Genomic DNA, 17116 nt, shown 5'->3' on the forward strand with positions numbered 1-17116 from the left:
GCAGCCTCGACAAGATGCAGGCTGAAAATAGTGACTGAATGGCCGTTCGTAGACATCCCTTACCTGGCAAATGCCTGGTCGTCCACCATCTCAGCTGCGCCGAAGTTATCTTCCAGGGCGCTCATGTCCACTTCCGGCTCGCTCTTGGGTGCGACCACCTGATCGTCCACCAGCCCGGCGGCAATCTCCCGCAACGCCATGACGGTCGGCTTGTCATTCTCCCAGGCCAGCAGCGGGGTCACGCCATTGCTCAGCTGGCGGGCACGCTTGGTTGCCAGTAACACCAGGTCAAAACGGTTATCCACATGCTCAAGGCAATCTTCAACGGTAACGCGGGCCATGTTCAATACACTCCGAAAGTCCAATCCCCGCCAACGGTTTAACGGGAGAGAAAATAACACAGCCGAATCGGCTGGAACACTAAATAGTATAACAATGCGCGCCGCCACACCAGATGCCAGACAATTGAAGCGGCATCCGGTAACCATCCTGTACCGGGCGGCCTTGACGGGGCAGTAATCCCGAAAGTAACCGGCGCTGATCAGCCCAGCAGGGAGCGCAACCGCTCCTGCAGCCGCGCCGCCTGCGATGGCTGGCGTAACCGTTGGGCAGTGATAATGGCCCGGAGTTCACCCAACGCCTGATCGAACAGGTCATTCACCACGATGTAGTCATACTCGGGATAGTGGGACATCTCTTCCCGCGCCTCGCCCAGGCGGCGCTGAATCACCTCGTCACTGTCCTGACCTCGACTGCCAAGCCGCTGCCGCAGTGCCTCCGGGGTGGGAGGCAGAATAAAGATCGATACTGTCGCGGGGAAACGGGCCCGCACCTGCTGAGCCCCCTGCCAGTCGATCTCCAGGATCACGTCATCACCCTGCTCCAACTGGTCACGGATGCCCGCCTCGGAGGTTCCGTAGAAATTCCCGAACACTTCCGCGTGCTCCAGAAACGCCCCCGACTCCACCATATTGCTGAACACCTCTTTATCAACAAAATGGTAATCCACGCCGTCGGTTTCGCCGGGCCGTTTCGGCCGGGTGGTGTGGGAGACGGAGACCCGCACATGTTCTTCGGTCTCTACCAGCGCCTTCAGCAGGCTGGTCTTACCCGCACCCGAGGGCGCGGACACTATAAACAGGGTACCTGTAGTCATGCTTTATTCACTTTTCGTTGCGGTTATCTGGTCAATGGGTAAGAGGTGTCGTGTCTATTCGATATTCTGGATCTGCTCCCGCATCTGCTCGATCAGCACCTTCAGTTCCACCGAAACCCGGGTCATCTCCACATCATTGGACTTGGAGCCCAGGGTGTTGGCCTCCCGGTTAAGCTCCTGCATGAGAAAATCGAGACGCCGACCGACCGGCTCATCCCGCTCGAGCACCGCCTCCACCTCATCCAGGTGGGTCAGCAGCCGGTCCATCTCCTCATCCACATCGAGCCGCTGGGTCAGCAGCACCATCTCCTGCTCGATACGCCCCTCATCCAGTTCGGCGGTCAATTCGACCAGACGGGCACGCAGCCGATCCCGCAGGGAGACTAGCAGTTGCGGCATCAGCTGTTTGGCTTTGGTCACCTGTTCACGCATCGATTCGCAACGCTGGACAATCAATTCCGCCAACCGCTGCCCCTCCCGTTGCCGGGACTCCACCAGGCCGTCCAGGGCCTCTTCCAGCAGGCTGGTGGCACGTTGATGTACCGGTGTCAGATCCAGCTCCTCCGTCTCCAGTACGCCGGGCCAGCGCAGGATGTCTATCGCCCGGGGCGGTACGGATTGATGCAGCATTTGGCCGATCTCTCCGGCGGCATCGATGATCTGCTGGGCAAAGCGTTCATTGACCGCGACGCCAGCGGTGGCATTTTTGGACGGCACAAAACGGAACTGGCAGTCCACCTTGCCACGACCCAGGCGGGCGGCGACCCGCTCCCTGACCACCGGCTCCAGGGCACGCAGCTCCTCGGGCAGCCGCACAAACAGCTCCAGATAACGGTGATTCACCGAGCGCAGTTCGCAAACCAGCTCTCCCAGTTCATCCCGGCTCTCTCTTCTCGAAAATGAGGTCATACTGCAGATCATGGGCGCACCTGTCATTTATACTTGGATGTGTACTGCGTATTATCAGTAATCGCAGACATCGGGTACTCGCCGGTTCGTGGAGTCGTTCCTCTCCTGTCGATAGGCGGGCGTGGTAACCTGTATCATAATGCGCATTTGGACTGAGTGCATCCGGAGCCAACCATTTCTTCACCGACGGAACAGAACAGAAACAGCCTGCCATCCGGTACGATTATCGACTGTTACTCGATCATCAAGCTGATCGGTAGTGGCGGTTTCAGCCTGATCTATCTGGCTGAGGATGAGGATACCCAGGATCATGTGGTGATCAAGGAGTATCTCCCCAAGAAGCTGGCGATGCGCAACGAGGCCGGCCTGGTTCAGGTTTGCAGTGAGAAACAGAGCGACTCGTTCCACAACGGCCGCCGGCTCTTCTATCTGGAGGCGAAGGCGCTGGCCACCCTGCGCCATCCCAACATTGTCAATGTCCGCACCTTCTTCCTGGCCAACAATACCGCCTACCTGGTGATGGACTACGAACATGGCAAGAACCTGGGCAGCTATATCAAAAAGCGCAATGGGGGACTCAGCACCACCTTTATGCTGACGGTCTTTCCGGGTGTGCTGGATGCGCTCAACCTGATCCACTCGGAAGGTCAGCTGCACCTGGATATCAAACCCAGCAACATCCATCTGCGCCCGGGGGGTAATCCGTTGCTGCTGGACTTTGGCGCTGTACATCAGTTCGCCACTACCCGAAGCCGCCAGTCATCCCAGGTGGTGACCCCCGGCTTTGCGCCGGTGGAGCAGTACTACGCCTCGGGCTATGTAGGTCCCTGGAGTGATGTCTACGCCATCGGCGCCACCATGCGCTCCTGTATCGAAGGCAAGCCACCCCCATCCGCTATTGAACGACATGCTAAAGATTCCATGAAACCGATCGCAAGTCTGTATAAGAAACAGTACCCGGCTTTTCTGCTGGAGATAATCGACTGGGCGATGGAGGTGGATCCGCTGCTGCGACCACAGAATGCCGGCATCATGCTGGAAGCCCTGACCCAGCAGCTTGGACGCCCGGCCAACAACCAACAGTCACAGCTTGAATCCACCGACAGCCTGTTCACGGAGAAACACCCTGAATGAGTATTCAACCGGGCGAATTCGCCTTCAGCAGCCTGATAGGCGACCGTAAGATCAACCAGGATCGCAGCATCCGGGTGGAAGATGGAGATGTGACCCTGCTGGGACTGGGCGACGGCATGGGGGGCCACCCACGGGGGGAGACCGCCGCACAGGTGTTGATTGATACCTGCCAGAACTACTTCGATCTCACCCCCCATCCGATTCTGAACCCCAGCAGTTTCCTGACCCGGCTGCTGCACAAGGCACATGAGAACATCGTCGCTTTCGGCTATGAGCAGCAACCGGCCATCGACCCCAGAACCACAGCGGTCGCTTGTCTGATTCAGAAAAATGTCGCCCACTGGGCCCACGCCGGGGACAGCCGGCTCTACCTGCTACGGGAACATCGGGTACTGGCCCGGACCATCGATCACTCCTATGTGGAGCGACTGAAGCAGCAGGGCGTGATCACCGCCCGCGAACAGAAGCACCATCCGCAGCGCAACTATGTGACCCGCTGCCTGGGCGGCACCCTGGTCTCACCCGAGATCACCCTGGGCAAACACAAGCTGGAGGCGGGGGATATCCTGCTGCTGTGCAGTGACGGATTCTGGGGCAGTATCAGTGAAGACGAGATGTTGACCACCCTGTTCGGCAAACTACCCCTTTCGGAAGCAGTCCAGGAGCTGGCAGAGCGGGCCGCCCACAAGGCGTTTCCGGACAGTGACAATATCACCGCCATCGCCGTGCGCATGGAACCGCTGGACGAGCAGCGGGCCAAGCCACCGAAACACGACAGACCGGAGCATTCGGATGAGAGCAACCTGGCCCAGGCCATTGCCGAACTCCAGAATGCAATCAACAGTTTTGAAACCGAAAACAAACAGGACAAAGAATGAGACCCAGTGGCCGTACTCCCGATCAGATGCGCGAAGTATCCATTACCCGACATTTCACTAAACACGCGGAGGGCTCGGTACTGGTCGCTTTCGGCGATACCCAGGTCATTTGCACCGCCTCGGTGGAGGATCGTGTCCCCCCCTTTCTCAAGGGCAAAGGGCAGGGCTGGGTTACCGCGGAGTACGGCATGCTGCCCCGCTCCACCAACACCCGCATGGCGCGGGAATCGAGCCGGGGCAAACAGAGCGGCCGCACCCTGGAGATCCAGCGCCTGATCGGACGCAGCCTGCGGGCGGTGATCGATCTTCAGGCCCTGGGGGAGCGCACCATCACGCTGGACTGCGATGTCATCCAGGCCGACGGCGGCACCCGCACCGCCTCCATCTCGGGCGCCTATGTGGCGCTGTGCGATGCCATCGGCAACCTGCGCTCATCCGGCAAACTGGCCACTGACCCGGTGCACGGACAGCTCGCCTCCGTTTCGGTCGGCATCTACCGGGGCACGCCGGTACTGGACCTGGATTACGCCGAGGATTCCCAGGCCGAGACCGATATGAACGTGGTGATGAATGACGCCGGTGCCTTTATTGAGGTACAGGGCACGGCGGAGGGTCACGCCTTCCATCTGCAGGAGCTCAATGCCATGCTGGCACTGGCGGATAGCGGCATTCGGCAGATCATGGCAGTGCAGCAAGCCACCTTGGACAACTGACCCGCACACTATAAAAGCGGCTTCCACCGGGAAGCCGTTCTGTGCCCCACACCGGTCATACCGCCTGGATGCTCTCCCCCAGCACTTCGATCATCCGGTCAATTTCATGCTGCCGGATAGTCATGGCCGGGCCAAGTTGGATGGTGTCCCCTCCGTAGCGCACATAAACGCCCTGATCCCAGCAACGCATGGCGATCTCCCAGGGACGCCGGGCCGGTTCACCCGGACTGGGTGCGATCTGTACCGCACCGGCCAGTCCGAAGTTGCGGATATCGGTAATGGCAGGGAGCCCCCTTAAACTGTGCAGGGCCGTCTCGAAGTGGGGCGCCAGCTCCGCGGCTCGCTCAGCCAGTCGATCCTGTTCAAACAGTTCCAGGGCGGCCAGACCCGCCGCACAGGCCAGGGGGTGGGCGGAGTAGGTGTAGCCGTGGGGAAACTCCACCAGATATTCCGGTCCACCATGTTCCATGAAGGTCTGGTAGATATCCGCCCGGGCCAGCGTCGCCCCCATCGGTACCACGCCGTTGGTCAGCCCCTTGGCCAGGGTCATGATATCCGGGGTCACGCCAAAGGCATCCGCCGCGAAGGCGTGACCGGTGCGCCCGAAGCCGGTGATCACCTCGTCGAAAATGAGCAGGATCGCGTGCCTGTCGCAGATCTCCCGCAGCCGCTGCAGATAGCCCGCCGGCGGCACAATCACCCCGGCCGACCCGGCGATGGGTTCTACGATCACCGCGGCGATATTGGAGGCGTCATGCAGTGCCACCAACTCCTCCAGCTGATCCGCCAGGTTCGCCCCGTGGGCCGGCACACCCCGACTGAAGGCGTTGTCCGGCAGCAGGGTATGGGGCAGATGATCGGCATCCAGCAGGGTGCCGAACAACTTGCGATTCGGACCGATGCCACCCAGGCTGATTCCACCAAAGTTGACCCCGTGATACCCCTTCACCCGGCCGATCAGTTTGCTCTTTCCCGGCATCCCTTTCAGACGCCAGTAGGCGCGCGCCATTTTCAGCGCGGTCTCAACCGCCTCTGAACCGGAATTGGAGAAGAATACATAATCCAGTCCAGGCGGGGTGAGCTGCTTGAGCCGGTTAGCCAGTTGGAACGACAGGGGGTGACCGAACTGGAATCCCGGCCCATAGTCCAGGCGATCCAGCTGGGTGCTGATCGCCTGGCTTATCTCGGGCCGGTTATGGCCCGCGCCGCAACACCAGAGACCGGACACACCATCCAGAATGCGCCGGCCGTCGGCACTCTGGTAATAGTTTCCTTCCGCGGCCACTATCATGCGCGGTTGCTGCTTGAACTGACGGTTGCCGGTAAAGGGCATCCAGTGCGCTTCCAGCGCCTCACGCTCCAGGCCGGCGCTCAGTCGGGGATCGAAGTCTGACATGGCACTTTCCTTAATGCAGCGAAATCCAGCGAATCCCCCGAACGACAGGGACCGGTGATACAACGATAGTAGCAGTATGGCAGATGGGGCGATTTATACCGCCGAGCCGAAGCGCTTCTGCTAGAATGCTGTCCTCAGGTGACCTGTCGTCGGTTGCCAGCCCCATACCGCCCTAACAGAACCAGGGGAAACCCATGATCTCACCCAAACTTCGACTGACGCTGCTGGGCGTTGCCACCGCACTGCTCACCGGCTACTCCATCGAATCAAACGCCGACCAGAAAGGGGCGGCGGCCACCGGAGAAGCGGAAAACGGCACCTGCAGGTACGAACCCGGAGCCCAGTGCTCCTGGGCGGTACGCAGCGGTGTGCAACTTCCCGGCGTCGACATGCATGAGGCATCCATGGCCTCAATGAAGCTGGACAATGCCAACCTGCAAGGGGCCAATCTCTCCCGCGCCATCCTGCAGCTGGCAAACCTGCAAGGTGCCAACCTGATGCTGGGTAACCTGGAACACGCTACGCTGGTTGCAGTGAACCTGCAGGGGGCCAATCTGATGCTGGCCAACCTGCAGGGCGCTAACTTCCTGGAAGCGGATCTTCGGGGCGCTAACCTTCGGGGCGCCAACCTGGCGGGGGCGATTCTGATCGCGGCCAGGCTGGATAATGCCATCTGGACAGATGGTCGGGTCTGCGCCGAAGGCTCCAAGGGCGAGTGCCTGTAGCCGGGGTTAAACCGATCACCCGCACAATAAAAAGGCCTTACCCGCAAAGGTAAGGCCTTGTCGATCAGCTACCGGAACCCGGATCAGGGCACAACCGAGTCGATCACCAGTTCAACCACAGCATCGTCACTGACCGTGACAGGTGACACCTCACCCAACAGGTCCCCGCTTGCGGCGATGGCGTTGCCGGACTGGGAGATCCGCGCACCAACGACCACCTGGGGGAATCGGGCCAGGCTCATTCCCGGAACCATCGCCTGTGCTTCATTCAACTCCACGGTGGCGGGCAGGTCACTCGCCCGCATGCGCACAGCCGCCAGGGGCATTTTCGGGCCGCTAAGGGCGCGGGCGTAGATAAACAGAATCTCGTCAGGCTTCACCCGCTCCGCCAGCTCTTCAGACAGGGTGATGCGGGCGGTAATAGCGGCTCCCGACGGGGCGGCAGCGGGCTCAGCCTGCGCTGTTTGTTCCGGGGCAGCGCCTGGTGCCAGGTTTGCCAGTTGCTGCTCCGTCGCTGCGATCAGCCGGTCGACCTGTTGCGTGGCATCGGGATCTGCAGCCAGCATGGGCTTCAGATGACGCAGATGTTGCAGGGCAAGGGCCGGATTGCCCGACTGACTCTCCACCATCCCGGCCAGCCAGAGCGCGGTCTGATCGTCTGGTGCCAGGCTGACGGCCCGGCGAATCAGTTCGGCGGGACGGCCCTGCAGATCACCACCGGCCGACATCGCCAGGGCATCGGCCAGCGCCAGAAGAATTGAGGGCTGATCACTGACCAGCTGATTCACCTTGTCAAAGGCGGTTGCCGCCTTCTGGTACTCTTTCATCGCCATGTGGGTACGGCCGAGCAGATACCACCCCTCCGCATCCTCGGGATTCTGTGCCAGCCGGGCCTCCAGCATACCCAGCATCTCGTCAATTGAAGGCAGTTCACCATCCTGCTGCTGCGCCACCAGGGCCTCCCCATCAACCAGCTGGGGGGTACCCAAATAGAAATAGACTGACAGGGTGGCGCCAACAATAAACAGGGCGGAAAACAGCAGGGCAAAGGGGCTGGATCCGGTACTTTTCGGAGCAGCCGTATCGGCACTGTCGCCGCTGCCACTATCCAGATCGATCAGCAGGGCCTGCTCCAGTTCGAGGCGGGTCTGCTCGTACTCCTCCTCAGACAGCGAGCCGGCTTCGTGTTCGCTTTTCAGCTCCGCCAGCCGCTCCCGGGCAATAATGACATTTTGCGTGTCGCGGTCGGAATCGGGTAATTCGGAGGCGCGCAGCAGTGAGGGGGCGATAAACGCCAACGCGATCAGTATCATGACCGCCGTTACAATCCAGAATACTATCATCTGTTTTTATCTTCTTCGCCAAGCAACGTCTTGGCTCTCTGCAGGTCGATATCACTGATCCGGGTATCCGCCTGTTTACCCCTTCTCCGAATGAAAAAGATCAGTATGAATACACCACCGGCCAGGATCGCGAATGGGCCCACCCAAAGCAGCAGGGTGGATGCCTGAAGCGGTGGACGATAGAGCACGAAGTCGCCATAGCGTTTGACCATGTAGTCAACCACGTCCTGTTTACTGGAACCATCCTGGACCATCTGGTAGGTCTTGTGGCGCATGTCCTGGGCCAGTTCCGCGTTGGAGGCGGCCAGATTCTGATTCTGGCAGACCAGACAGCGCAGCTCATCAACCAGCTCCTTGTAGCGTGCCTCCTTCTCAGGATCATCAAACTCGATCGCTTCAATACCTGCCAGGGCAACCAGGGGCACCAACAGGAGTAAAAACAGCCAGGCACGTCTCATGACTCACCCTCCAGTTGCTGCAACAGCGGCTTGAACTCTTCATCCCAAACCTGCTGATAAAGTGGGCCGGTGTGCTTCTTTCGAATCATGCCCTGTTTATCAATCACAAAGGTCTCGGGAGCGCCATACACGCCCCAGTCCATAATCGACTCACTCTCCGGATCAAACCCGACAGCGGCAAACGGATTGCCCTTTCTGTTGAGGAAATTGAGTGCCTCGGCCCGTTCATCACGCCAGTCAATGCCGATAATGGTGATTCCTTCATTTTTGGCCAGATGGAGCAGGAACTCATGCTCACGCCAACACTCGGGACACCAGGTTCCCCAGACATTGAGCAGCCACACCTTGCCCTTCATAGTGTCGGAACTGACGGTTTTGTCTGGCTCGAACAGGTCAGGGAGCGTGAAGCCGGGAGCCGGTTCGTTGACCAGCACCGATGGCACATCACGGGGGTTCAGGGTCAGCCCGATGCCAAGCAAAGCCACCAGAGCCAGAAAAATACCCAGCGGGATCAGAAAGCGCGCTTTCATACCGTGCCCACCGTAACACCTTCGACCGCGACGCTGGCTTTGCGCTTCAGTCGGTAATAACGTCGATCAGTCGCCGCCAGCAGGCCACCAAATGCCATCAGCAGACCACCCAGCCAGACCCAGCGGATAAAGGGCTTGTGGTAGAGGCGGACACTCCAGGCCCCCTCATCACCCAGCGGTTCCCCCAGTGCAACAAACAGGTCACGGAACAGACCGGCATCGATACCGGCTTCGGTCATGGGCATACCGGTCTGGTAATTGCGCTTCTCAGGGCTCAGATGGGTAATCTTCTGCCCCTCCAGATAGACATCCACCTCACCCCGGAAGGCCTGGTAGTTCGGTCCCTGGGAGCGCTTTACCCCCTGAAACATGAACTCATAGCCACCCAGCGAATAACTCTCACCCGGTGCCAGGCGCACGTCCTTCTCCTCGCTGTAGACACTGGTCAGGGTAATACCCACGACGAACACCGCCAAGCCGGCATGGCCCAGCATCATGCCCCAGCCCGAGCGGGGTGTATTGGCCATGGTCTGGGAGAAAGAGCGTCCCGCGGTATGCCGATCAAACAGCCACTGCAGGGTGGTGAGCATGATCCACACCGCCAGCACCAGGGCCAGCGCGGCACCCCAGGAAAAATGGGGTGCCAGCAACATCAGACCCAGTCCGGCAATCACACTGAACAGCAGGGAGAGGCGCAGCTTGGCAAACAGGCGCTGACCGCTGTCGTGCCGCCAGCGCGCCAGCGCGCCAACGCCCACCAATGCCGCCAGCGGTGCGGTCAGGGGAATGAAAACCGAATTAAAGTAGGGCGGACCCACCGAGATCTTACCCAGACCAAGGGCGTCGATGGCCAGGGGATAGAGTGTCCCCAACAGCACACTGCAGGCCGCCACCACCAGAATCACATTATTCAGCAACAGGCCGGTCTCACGGGAGATCAGCTTGAAACTGACACTGCTGCGGATCTGGGAAGCGCGCCAGGAGTACAGGACCAGTGAACCACCCACCACCACACAAAGGAAGGTGAGGATAAAGATACCCCGGCCCGGGTCGGTGGCGAAGGCATGCACCGAGGTGAGAACACCGGAACGCACCAGGAAAGTGCCGAGCAGGCTGAGCGAGAACGCAAATATGGCCAGCAGTACCGTCCAGGCCTTGAAAGCCCCCCGTTTCTCCGTCACCGCCAGGGAGTGGATCAGCGCCGTACCCACCAGCCAGGGCATGAAAGAGGCGTTCTCCACCGGATCCCAGAACCACCAGCCGCCCCAACCCAGCTCGTAGTAGGCCCACCAGCTGCCCAGTACGATACCCACGGTCAGGAACATCCAGGCCACGTTGGTCCAGGGACGGGACCAGCGGGCCCAGGCCGCATCCAGCTGGCCACCCAGCATGGCGGCGATGGCGAAGGCGAAGGCAACCGAGAAACCCACGTAACCCATGTAGAGCATGGGCGGATGAATCGCCAGACCGGGATCCTGCAACAGCGGGTTGAGTTCCCGACCCTCTATGGGCGGATTAACCAGCCGGTCAAACGGGTTCGAGGTAAACAGCATGAACAGCAGGAATCCGACACTGACCATTCCCATCACGCCGATCACCCGGGCCAGCATGATTTCCGGCATGCTGCGACTGAACAGCACGACCGCCCCGGTCCATAAGGAGAGAATCAGGGTCCACAGCAGCAGTGAACCTTCGTGAGCACCCCAGACGCCGGAAATCAGGTAGATCAACGGCAACTGGGTGTTGGAGTTGTGCGCCACATAGCTGACAGAAAAATCATGTACCAGGAAGGAGTAGGTCAGGCAGCCATAGGCCACCACCATGAACAGCAGCTGTGCCAATGCCGCAGGCTTGGCCACCGCAACCCAGCCGGCAATGCGCCGATGGGCGCCGATGATCGGCAGAGTCGCCTGAATCAGCGCCAGTGACAACGCCAGAATCAGCGCCACATGTCCAAGTTCAGGAATCATCAGTTGGCAACTCCCGTCGATGTATCGGTCTGGGCCTTCGCCATGGCATCCGCCACTTCGGGCGGCATGTAGTTTTCATCGTGTTTGGCCAGCACTTCATCGGCGATGAACACCCCATCCGGGCCCATGCGACCCTGGGCGATCACCCCCTGACCCTCAGCAAACAGATCCGGCAGAATACCGGTATAGGCCACATTGATGGTGTTGGCATAGTCAGTCACAGCAAACCGCACCGTCAACTCCTTGCCACGCTCCAGACTTCCTGCCGCGACCATACCGCCGAGACGGTAGACATGATCATCCGGCGCCTTGCTCTGGGCCACTTCGGTGGGCGAGAAAAAATAGGATAGGTTGCTGTCCAGCGCATTGAACAACAGCCAGGCGGCCAATCCGAGTCCTGCCAGTCCTGCCACCAGGAACCCAAGTCTCTTATGTCTTGCCTTCATACCTTTTCTCCTGCTTTCATCCGGTTAATTCGGACAATGCGCTGCAATACGGCACGCCGGTGACTCCGAACCATAATCGGCTCAATAATCATCAATAGCGCGGAAATGCCGAACGAGCCCCACACATAGAGGGCATAACCGCCCATATTAAAAAACTCAGCCACCGTCATTGCCGCACCTCTTCCAATTGACTGACCCAGGTGGTATCCGCTTCCCGTTCCAGGATGATGGAGCGCACACGGGCCATGGCAACCGCAATGGTGTAGGCCCAGAAAGCCAGGGCCATGATCAGCATGGTCCAGAGCATGGTCTCGCCCATCTTGGAACCGTTATCCAAACTGATACTGGCCCCCTGATGCAGCGTATTCCACCACTGCACGGAATAATAGATGATCGGGATATTCACCACGCCCACCAGCACCAGGAGAGCGCCCGCCCGGTCCGCCCGACGGGTATCGTCGATTGCGCCCTGCAGGGCCATATAGCCGAGATAGAGAAACAGCAGAATCAGCTCGGAGGTGAGCCGGGCATCCCATACCCACCAGGTCCCCCACATCGGTTTACCCCAGAAGGCGCCGGTCCAGAGCGCCAGAAAGGTGAACATGGCCCCGGTGGGTGCCAGCGCACGGGTCATCATGCCCGACAGGCGGGTATTGAACACCAGTCCGACAGCGGCCCAGAAGGCCATGATCAGGTAGATGAACATGGACATCCAGGCGGCAGGGACATGCACAAAAATAATGCGGTACCCCTCGCCCTGCTTGTAGTCGGTGGGTGCCACAAAGAAACTCATGTAGAGCCCCACAGCAATCAGGCCAACGGCAAGCACGGTAAAAATCGGCACCATACGACCCGCCAGGGGATAGAAAGTGGCTGGTGATGAAAACTTGAACCAGTTAATTAATCTTGAATTCATTGGATTATATTAAGACCAACTGCTCCGGGCGTTTGATAATACAAACGGGGTTTGGTTCCCCCATCCGCCAGATAAATTAATACCGCTACTGATATATTCCCAACCTGGTCACGGACCAGCTTTGATTAAGGACAAATCCGCAGCCAAAAGTAGCACGCATTTCTCCTGCTACTCCACGGAAATTCGCAATCCCGCCGAAGCGGCCAACGGCGCCAACAGCAGGGATAATACCAGAATGGCACCCAGCATGGAGATATGCCCCTGACCGCCCAGACCGGACGCGGTAGCCTCTACCGCTCCCGAACCGAAAATCAACACTGGAATATAGAGAGGCAGGACCAGCAACGAGACCAACACACCGCCGCCACGCAGCCCCAGGGTCAAAGCCGCACCGATGGCACCGATCAGGCTCAGGGCCGGCGTTCCCAATAAAAGTGACACCACCATCACACCCAGCGCTTCACTGGAGAGGTCGTACTGCAGCCCCAGCAGTGGAGCCATCAGCACCAGGGGCAAGCCGGTTACCAGCCAGTGGGCCACGATCTTGGCCAGTACCAGAATAAACAGCGGCTGGGGAGTGAGCAGCATCTGCTCCAGCGCGCCATCCTCAAAATCGACCGCAAACAGCCGCTCCAGCGCCAGCATGGAGGCGAGCAGGGCCGCCACCCAGAAGACCCCCGGAGCAATCAGACGCAGGGTCTTCATCTCCGGACCAATACCCAGCGGAAACAGGCTCACCACGATGACAAAGAAGAACAGGGTAGTGAACAGATCGGAACGTCGACGCATCGCCAGCAACAGGTCACGACCCACCAGTGCCCTGAAAGTGCTAAACACGTCCATCCTCCTTCCAGCCCAGGCGCAGCTCCTTGACCTGTTCCCGGGTGATATTTACTTCCTGGTGGGTGGTGAGCATCACCATACCGCCACCATTTATGTGTTCACGCATGATCGACTGGAGAAAATCAACCGCCGCCACGTCCAGGGCGGTGAAGGGTTCATCCAGCACCCAGAGACGGGATCTGTTCACCAGCAGTCGGGCCAGCGCGACCCGTCTTTTCTGCCCTTGCGAAAGCACTCGACTGGGCAGATCCTCATGCCCCATCAGACCCATTTTTTCCAGCGAATCCCAGGCCTGCCGCTCGGTAATGGGATTGCCATCCAGTGTGCTGCATACACGCAGATTCTCCACTCCGGTCAGGTCATCCTTGATACCGTTTTTATGCCCGATGAAGAGTACCTCCCGGCTGAACTCCTCCCGCAGTCGGTGGATCGATTCGCCATTCCAGCGGATCTCACCATCACTTTCCCGCATCAGGCCACACACGGTGCGCATCAGGGTGGTCTTACCACTGCCATTATGACCGTGCAGGTGCAGCAGCTCTCCCGCCTCCAGCGTGAAGCTGAGGTCGGAAAACAGTTTACGGTCACCGCGGATGCAGGCCAGGCCCGCCACTTCGAGCATTGAGAACACCTTTAATTGAGCCAAAAACCGCCCGATTGTACACAGCCTGACCGAGCTTTCCCATACAGCCGTGTTCCGGGGTAGAATCCTCTTCATCAATTCACAGCAGGAAACCGTGTCATGACAGCAACTCATCGTGGAGAAAAGGTGGTATTGGCCAGCAGCAACGCCGGCAAAGTGCGTGAAATCAACCAGTTGCTGTCGCAACAGGAGATCCAGGTGGTACCCCAGAGTCAATTTGACACGCCGGAGGCGGAAGAGACCGGTCTGACCTTCGTGGAGAACGCCATCCTCAAGGCGCGTAATGCCGCGCGCCACAGTGGCCTGCCGGCAATCGCCGATGACTCCGGTATCGAAGTGGATGCACTCCAGGGTGCGCCGGGGATCTATTCAGCCCGCTTTGCCGGGCCCGCCTGCGATGATCAGGCCAACAACGACAAACTACTGGCCGACCTGGAAGGCGTTCCGGATGAAGAGCGCACCGCCCGTTTTCAGTGTGTCATGGTCTATCTGCGGCACGCCGACGACCCCACGCCACTGATCTGCCAGGGCACCTGGGAGGGGCGTATCCTGCATGCACCCCAGGGGGAGAACGGCTTTGGCTATGACCCGCTGTTCCTGGTGCCCGAATTCGGCTGCAGCTCCGCCGAGCTTGCCCCGGAACAGAAGAACGCCCTGAGTCACCGGGGCCAGGCACTGCGCCAGCTGGTGGCCGCCCTCACCTGAGGTGTCATAAAACCTTAATCATTGCGCAACCGGTCTGACATCAGAGTTCGATAGCCTGCTGCCCTGAAACCAAGGACTAACAGCAAAGAGATCGAACATGAATCATTCCCATGCGTTCCTGAACAACCATATCAACCTGCTGCAACCGGCCCAGATCGGCTACCACGGCCGCACCTTCTCGGCCACCCTGGGCAGTCTGACTACCGATGGGGCACTGCTGGAGACCCACGCACTGACCCTGCCGGTCGGCATGGAGGTGGATCTGTCACTGACCCTGGGGCGCACATCCTGGCAGATCAAGGCGGTCATCACCCACACCACTCCCCACGAGATCGGCGTCCTGTTCCGGCAGCCCCAGCAGCAGCTCTATGATGCCGCCCACGACCAACTGCCGCTCAGCTTCCAGCCCACCCGTCGTCACGCCCCGGCACCGAGCGCCAGATTCTGACGGTTACTCTTCGAGCAGCCAGTTCAATACCGCTTCGGTGTCGGCCCCCAGCAGGGGGGGCGCGCCCGGGTACTCCACCGGGGTGCGGGAAAACTTCACCGGGTTGGCCACCTGGGGCACCTGACCGGCAAGCGGATGGGGCAGATCCAGCCGCATACCCCGGGCCAGCACCTGGGGATCCTGGAACACCTGATCGATACTGTTGATCGGCCCGCAGGGAACCTGCTCCGCATCCAGCAACCGACGCCACTCGGTGGTTGTTTTTTTCCTGAACAGGGACTCCAGTAGCGGAATCAACTGCTGGCGATGCTTCACCCGCTGTCGATTGGTGGCAAAACGGTCATCCCGGGCCAGCTCCGCCTGGCCCAATACCTTGCAGCAGGCGGCAAACTGCCGGTCGTTGCCCACCGCCAGCATCAGAAAACCATCACGGGTCGGCATCGCCTGGTAGGGCACAATATTGGGATGGGCAGTTCCCTGACGCCCCGGCGCCTCGCCACTCACCAGATAGTTCATACCCTGGTTGGCCAGCCAGGCGACCTGGGTATCCAGTAGTGCCAGATCGATATATTGCCCCTCGCCGCTTCTATCCCGGTGATGCAGTGCCGCCAGGATGGCGCTGACCGCATACATCCCGGTCATCAGATCCACCACGGCCACACCGACCTTCTGGGGGCCACCGCCGGGCAGATCATCCCGTTCGCCGGTGATACTCATCAGACCGCCCCGCGCCTGTACCATGGCGTCATAACCGGCCAACCCCGCATCCGGACCGGTCTGACCGAAGCCGGTAATGGAGCAGTAGATCAGGCCGGGATGTTCCGCCGACAGGGACGCATAATCGAGACCGTACTTTTTCAGCCCACCCAGTTTGAAGTTCTCCACCAGCACATCGGCCCGGCTGGCCAACTGCCGGATAATGGCCTGACCGGAGGGGGTGGTGATATCCACAGCGACGGACTTCTTGCCGCGATTGGCAGAGAGATAGTAGGCGGATTCACTGGTATCGGCACCCTGCCCGTCCTTCAGGAACGGGGGACCCCAGTGGCGCGTGTCGTCCCCCACTTCGGGTCGCTCGATCTTCCACACCGTAGCGCCGTAATCGGCCAGTAACTGGGTTGCCCAGGGACCGGCCAGTACACGACTCAGGTCCAGTACCCTTATCCCCTTCAATGGTCCCATGGTGCTATCGATACCCGGTCAGAGTGATAACGGGGTGCCGCTGCACTCCGTACTGAAATTGACCCAGCGCTGTCAGGCGCTGCCGGTCCTGCGGTAAAACGCCAAACACTACCCGGGAAGTGCTGTTGCCGCCGGCTCCGACCGGGTGCCTGGAGGGCAGTGGGCAACCGGGCCGGAATGAGCCGGGGGTGATCTCTCCGGTCCCGGAGGACAGGTCGGATCAATACAGGGCACGCTCCAGCCGCCGGAAAAACTCGCCCCGCTCGAAGGGTTTGGCGATAAACCCTCTGGCGCCGATTTTCCGCACCCAGGTGCGGATGGTGGCCTGCTGGTTGCCGCTGACAATAATGACCGGGATATCCTGGGTGTCCACGTCGGTCTGCAGTTTCCGGGTTGCCTGGAACCCGTCCATGCCCGGCATCATCACATCCATGAAAATCAGATTCGGTTTGTGGGTACGCGCCAGCTCAATGCCCTGTGCACCATCTTCCGCCTCCAGTGTGCGGTAACCGGACTGCTGCAGCATATTGCTCATCAGCCGGCGCACGGTGCGGGAATCATCCACAATCAGCACCGTGGTCCCCGCGCGGGGTTTTATTCGGCGGTTGACCCGGCGATCCTGATTAACTGGTTCCCGTTTGCGCTGAAACCTTCGGTATAAACTTAACAACCCCATCGACCTGCACTCTCACTACAACATTTAAACAGTGGCCAAATGTTA

21 protein-coding genes are annotated in these 17116 nt (G+C 59.8%); 6 read left to right on the top strand and 15 right to left on the bottom strand.

From position 1 onward, the window contains the following. Positions 1-59: 59 nt before the first annotated feature. The 3 genes from rpoZ to AAY24_RS10445 all read right to left on the bottom strand — a co-directional run bounded on the left by rpoZ (position 60) and on the right by AAY24_RS10445 (position 2065). Entirely contained in the window at positions 60-341 is a 282-nt protein-coding gene (rpoZ, locus tag AAY24_RS10435) for a DNA-directed RNA polymerase subunit omega (RefSeq protein WP_046859636.1), read from the bottom strand. 200 nt (positions 342-541) lie between these two features. Next, positions 542-1156, bottom strand: a complete 615-nt coding sequence (gene gmk / locus AAY24_RS10440; protein WP_046859637.1) for a guanylate kinase — start codon at positions 1154-1156, stop codon at positions 542-544. Positions 1157-1210: 54 nt separating this feature from the next. Further along, positions 1211-2065 carry a YicC/YloC family endoribonuclease gene (locus AAY24_RS10445; RefSeq protein ID WP_234422156.1) on the bottom strand — a complete coding sequence of 285 codons (855 nt, stop codon included), beginning with the start codon at positions 2063-2065 and terminating at the stop codon, positions 1211-1213. A gap of 156 nt (positions 2066-2221) precedes the next feature. Between AAY24_RS10445 and AAY24_RS10450 the strand changes: the two genes are divergently transcribed. The 3 genes from AAY24_RS10450 to rph are packed head-to-tail and all read left to right on the top strand — an operon-like array spanning position 2222 to position 4790. Further along, positions 2222-3199, top strand: coding sequence for a serine/threonine protein kinase (locus AAY24_RS10450; RefSeq protein ID WP_234422157.1), 978 nt, complete (start codon positions 2222-2224; stop codon positions 3197-3199). Beyond that, the gene (locus tag AAY24_RS10455) at positions 3196-4077 is read left to right on the top strand and encodes a PP2C family protein-serine/threonine phosphatase (protein ID WP_052761179.1); all 882 of its coding nucleotides are present in this window, start codon (positions 3196-3198) and stop codon (positions 4075-4077) included. Before AAY24_RS10450 ends, AAY24_RS10455 begins: the two co-directional genes overlap by 4 nt. After that, positions 4074-4790, top strand: coding sequence for a ribonuclease PH (rph, locus tag AAY24_RS10460; RefSeq protein ID WP_046859639.1), 717 nt, complete (start codon positions 4074-4076; stop codon positions 4788-4790). Before AAY24_RS10455 ends, rph begins: the two co-directional genes overlap by 4 nt. A 55-nt stretch (positions 4791-4845) precedes the next feature. Here the strand turns inward: rph and aptA are convergent, their stop codons facing one another. Beyond that, positions 4846-6186: an omega-aminotransferase AptA gene (gene aptA, locus AAY24_RS10465; RefSeq protein ID WP_046859640.1), complete on the bottom strand. Its 1341-nt coding sequence runs from the start codon at positions 6184-6186 to the stop codon at positions 4846-4848. Between the two features lie 194 nt (positions 6187-6380). Here aptA and AAY24_RS10470 point away from each other — a divergent pair, with 194 nt between their 5' ends. Continuing rightward, positions 6381-6911 (top strand): pentapeptide repeat-containing protein, encoded by a 531-nt coding sequence (locus tag AAY24_RS10470; RefSeq protein ID WP_052761180.1) that lies wholly within the window; start codon positions 6381-6383, stop codon positions 6909-6911. A gap of 83 nt (positions 6912-6994) precedes the next feature. Here AAY24_RS10470 and ccmI read toward each other — a convergent pair whose 3' ends face one another. From ccmI to ccmA, 9 genes are all read right to left on the bottom strand, one after another. Next, positions 6995-8254, bottom strand: a complete 1260-nt coding sequence (gene ccmI / locus AAY24_RS10475; protein ID WP_046859641.1) for a c-type cytochrome biogenesis protein CcmI — start codon at positions 8252-8254, stop codon at positions 6995-6997. Beyond that, on the bottom strand, positions 8251-8712 hold the full coding sequence (locus AAY24_RS10480) for a cytochrome c-type biogenesis protein (protein ID WP_046859642.1): 462 nt from the start codon (positions 8710-8712) through the stop codon (positions 8251-8253). Before AAY24_RS10480 ends, ccmI begins: the two co-directional genes overlap by 4 nt. Continuing rightward, on the bottom strand, positions 8709-9242 hold the full coding sequence (locus AAY24_RS10485; protein ID WP_046859643.1) for a DsbE family thiol:disulfide interchange protein: 534 nt from the start codon (positions 9240-9242) through the stop codon (positions 8709-8711). The genes AAY24_RS10480 and AAY24_RS10485 overlap by 4 nt, the downstream gene beginning before the upstream one ends. Next, entirely contained in the window at positions 9239-11212 is a 1974-nt protein-coding gene (locus AAY24_RS10490; protein ID WP_046859644.1) for a heme lyase CcmF/NrfE family subunit, read from the bottom strand. Before AAY24_RS10490 ends, AAY24_RS10485 begins: the two co-directional genes overlap by 4 nt. Then, positions 11212-11658 carry a cytochrome c maturation protein CcmE gene (gene ccmE / locus AAY24_RS10495; RefSeq protein WP_046859645.1) on the bottom strand — a complete coding sequence of 149 codons (447 nt, stop codon included), beginning with the start codon at positions 11656-11658 and terminating at the stop codon, positions 11212-11214. Before ccmE ends, AAY24_RS10490 begins: the two co-directional genes overlap by 1 nt. Continuing rightward, on the bottom strand, positions 11655-11828 hold the full coding sequence (gene ccmD / locus AAY24_RS18775) for a heme exporter protein CcmD (RefSeq protein WP_063370459.1): 174 nt from the start codon (positions 11826-11828) through the stop codon (positions 11655-11657). The genes ccmE and ccmD overlap by 4 nt, the downstream gene beginning before the upstream one ends. Further along, positions 11825-12574, bottom strand: coding sequence for a heme ABC transporter permease (locus tag AAY24_RS10500; RefSeq protein ID WP_046859646.1), 750 nt, complete (start codon positions 12572-12574; stop codon positions 11825-11827). Before AAY24_RS10500 ends, ccmD begins: the two co-directional genes overlap by 4 nt. A 168-nt stretch (positions 12575-12742) precedes the next feature. Beyond that, the gene (ccmB, locus tag AAY24_RS10505) at positions 12743-13411 is read right to left on the bottom strand and encodes a heme exporter protein CcmB (protein ID WP_418064580.1); all 669 of its coding nucleotides are present in this window, start codon (positions 13409-13411) and stop codon (positions 12743-12745) included. Further along, positions 13404-14039 carry a cytochrome c biogenesis heme-transporting ATPase CcmA gene (gene ccmA / locus AAY24_RS10510; protein ID WP_046859648.1) on the bottom strand — a complete coding sequence of 212 codons (636 nt, stop codon included), beginning with the start codon at positions 14037-14039 and terminating at the stop codon, positions 13404-13406. The genes ccmB and ccmA overlap by 8 nt, the downstream gene beginning before the upstream one ends. A 120-nt stretch (positions 14040-14159) precedes the next feature. Here ccmA and AAY24_RS10515 point away from each other — a divergent pair, with 120 nt between their 5' ends. Further along, positions 14160-14765: an XTP/dITP diphosphatase gene (locus tag AAY24_RS10515; RefSeq protein ID WP_046859649.1), complete on the top strand. Its 606-nt coding sequence runs from the start codon at positions 14160-14162 to the stop codon at positions 14763-14765. Positions 14766-14862: 97 nt separating this feature from the next. Further along, positions 14863-15213, top strand: a complete 351-nt coding sequence (locus AAY24_RS10520) for a hypothetical protein (protein WP_052761181.1) — start codon at positions 14863-14865, stop codon at positions 15211-15213. A gap of 3 nt (positions 15214-15216) precedes the next feature. On the opposite strand, the gene AAY24_RS10525 is transcribed toward AAY24_RS10520, so the two are convergent. Both AAY24_RS10525 and AAY24_RS10530 read right to left on the bottom strand, forming a co-directional pair. Continuing rightward, a complete protein-coding gene (locus AAY24_RS10525) occupies positions 15217-16395 on the bottom strand; it encodes a CaiB/BaiF CoA transferase family protein (protein ID WP_046859650.1) in 1179 nt (392 codons plus the stop codon). A 220-nt stretch (positions 16396-16615) separates the two neighbouring features. After that, complete coding sequence (locus AAY24_RS10530) at positions 16616-16960, bottom strand: response regulator (protein ID WP_199930343.1); 345 nt, start codon at positions 16958-16960, stop codon at positions 16616-16618. Between the last annotated feature and the right edge of the window lie 156 nt (positions 16961-17116).

It is taken from the genome of Sedimenticola thiotaurini, from assembly GCF_001007875.1.
Classification (GTDB): domain Bacteria; phylum Pseudomonadota; class Gammaproteobacteria; order Chromatiales; family Chromatiaceae; genus Sedimenticola; species Sedimenticola thiotaurini.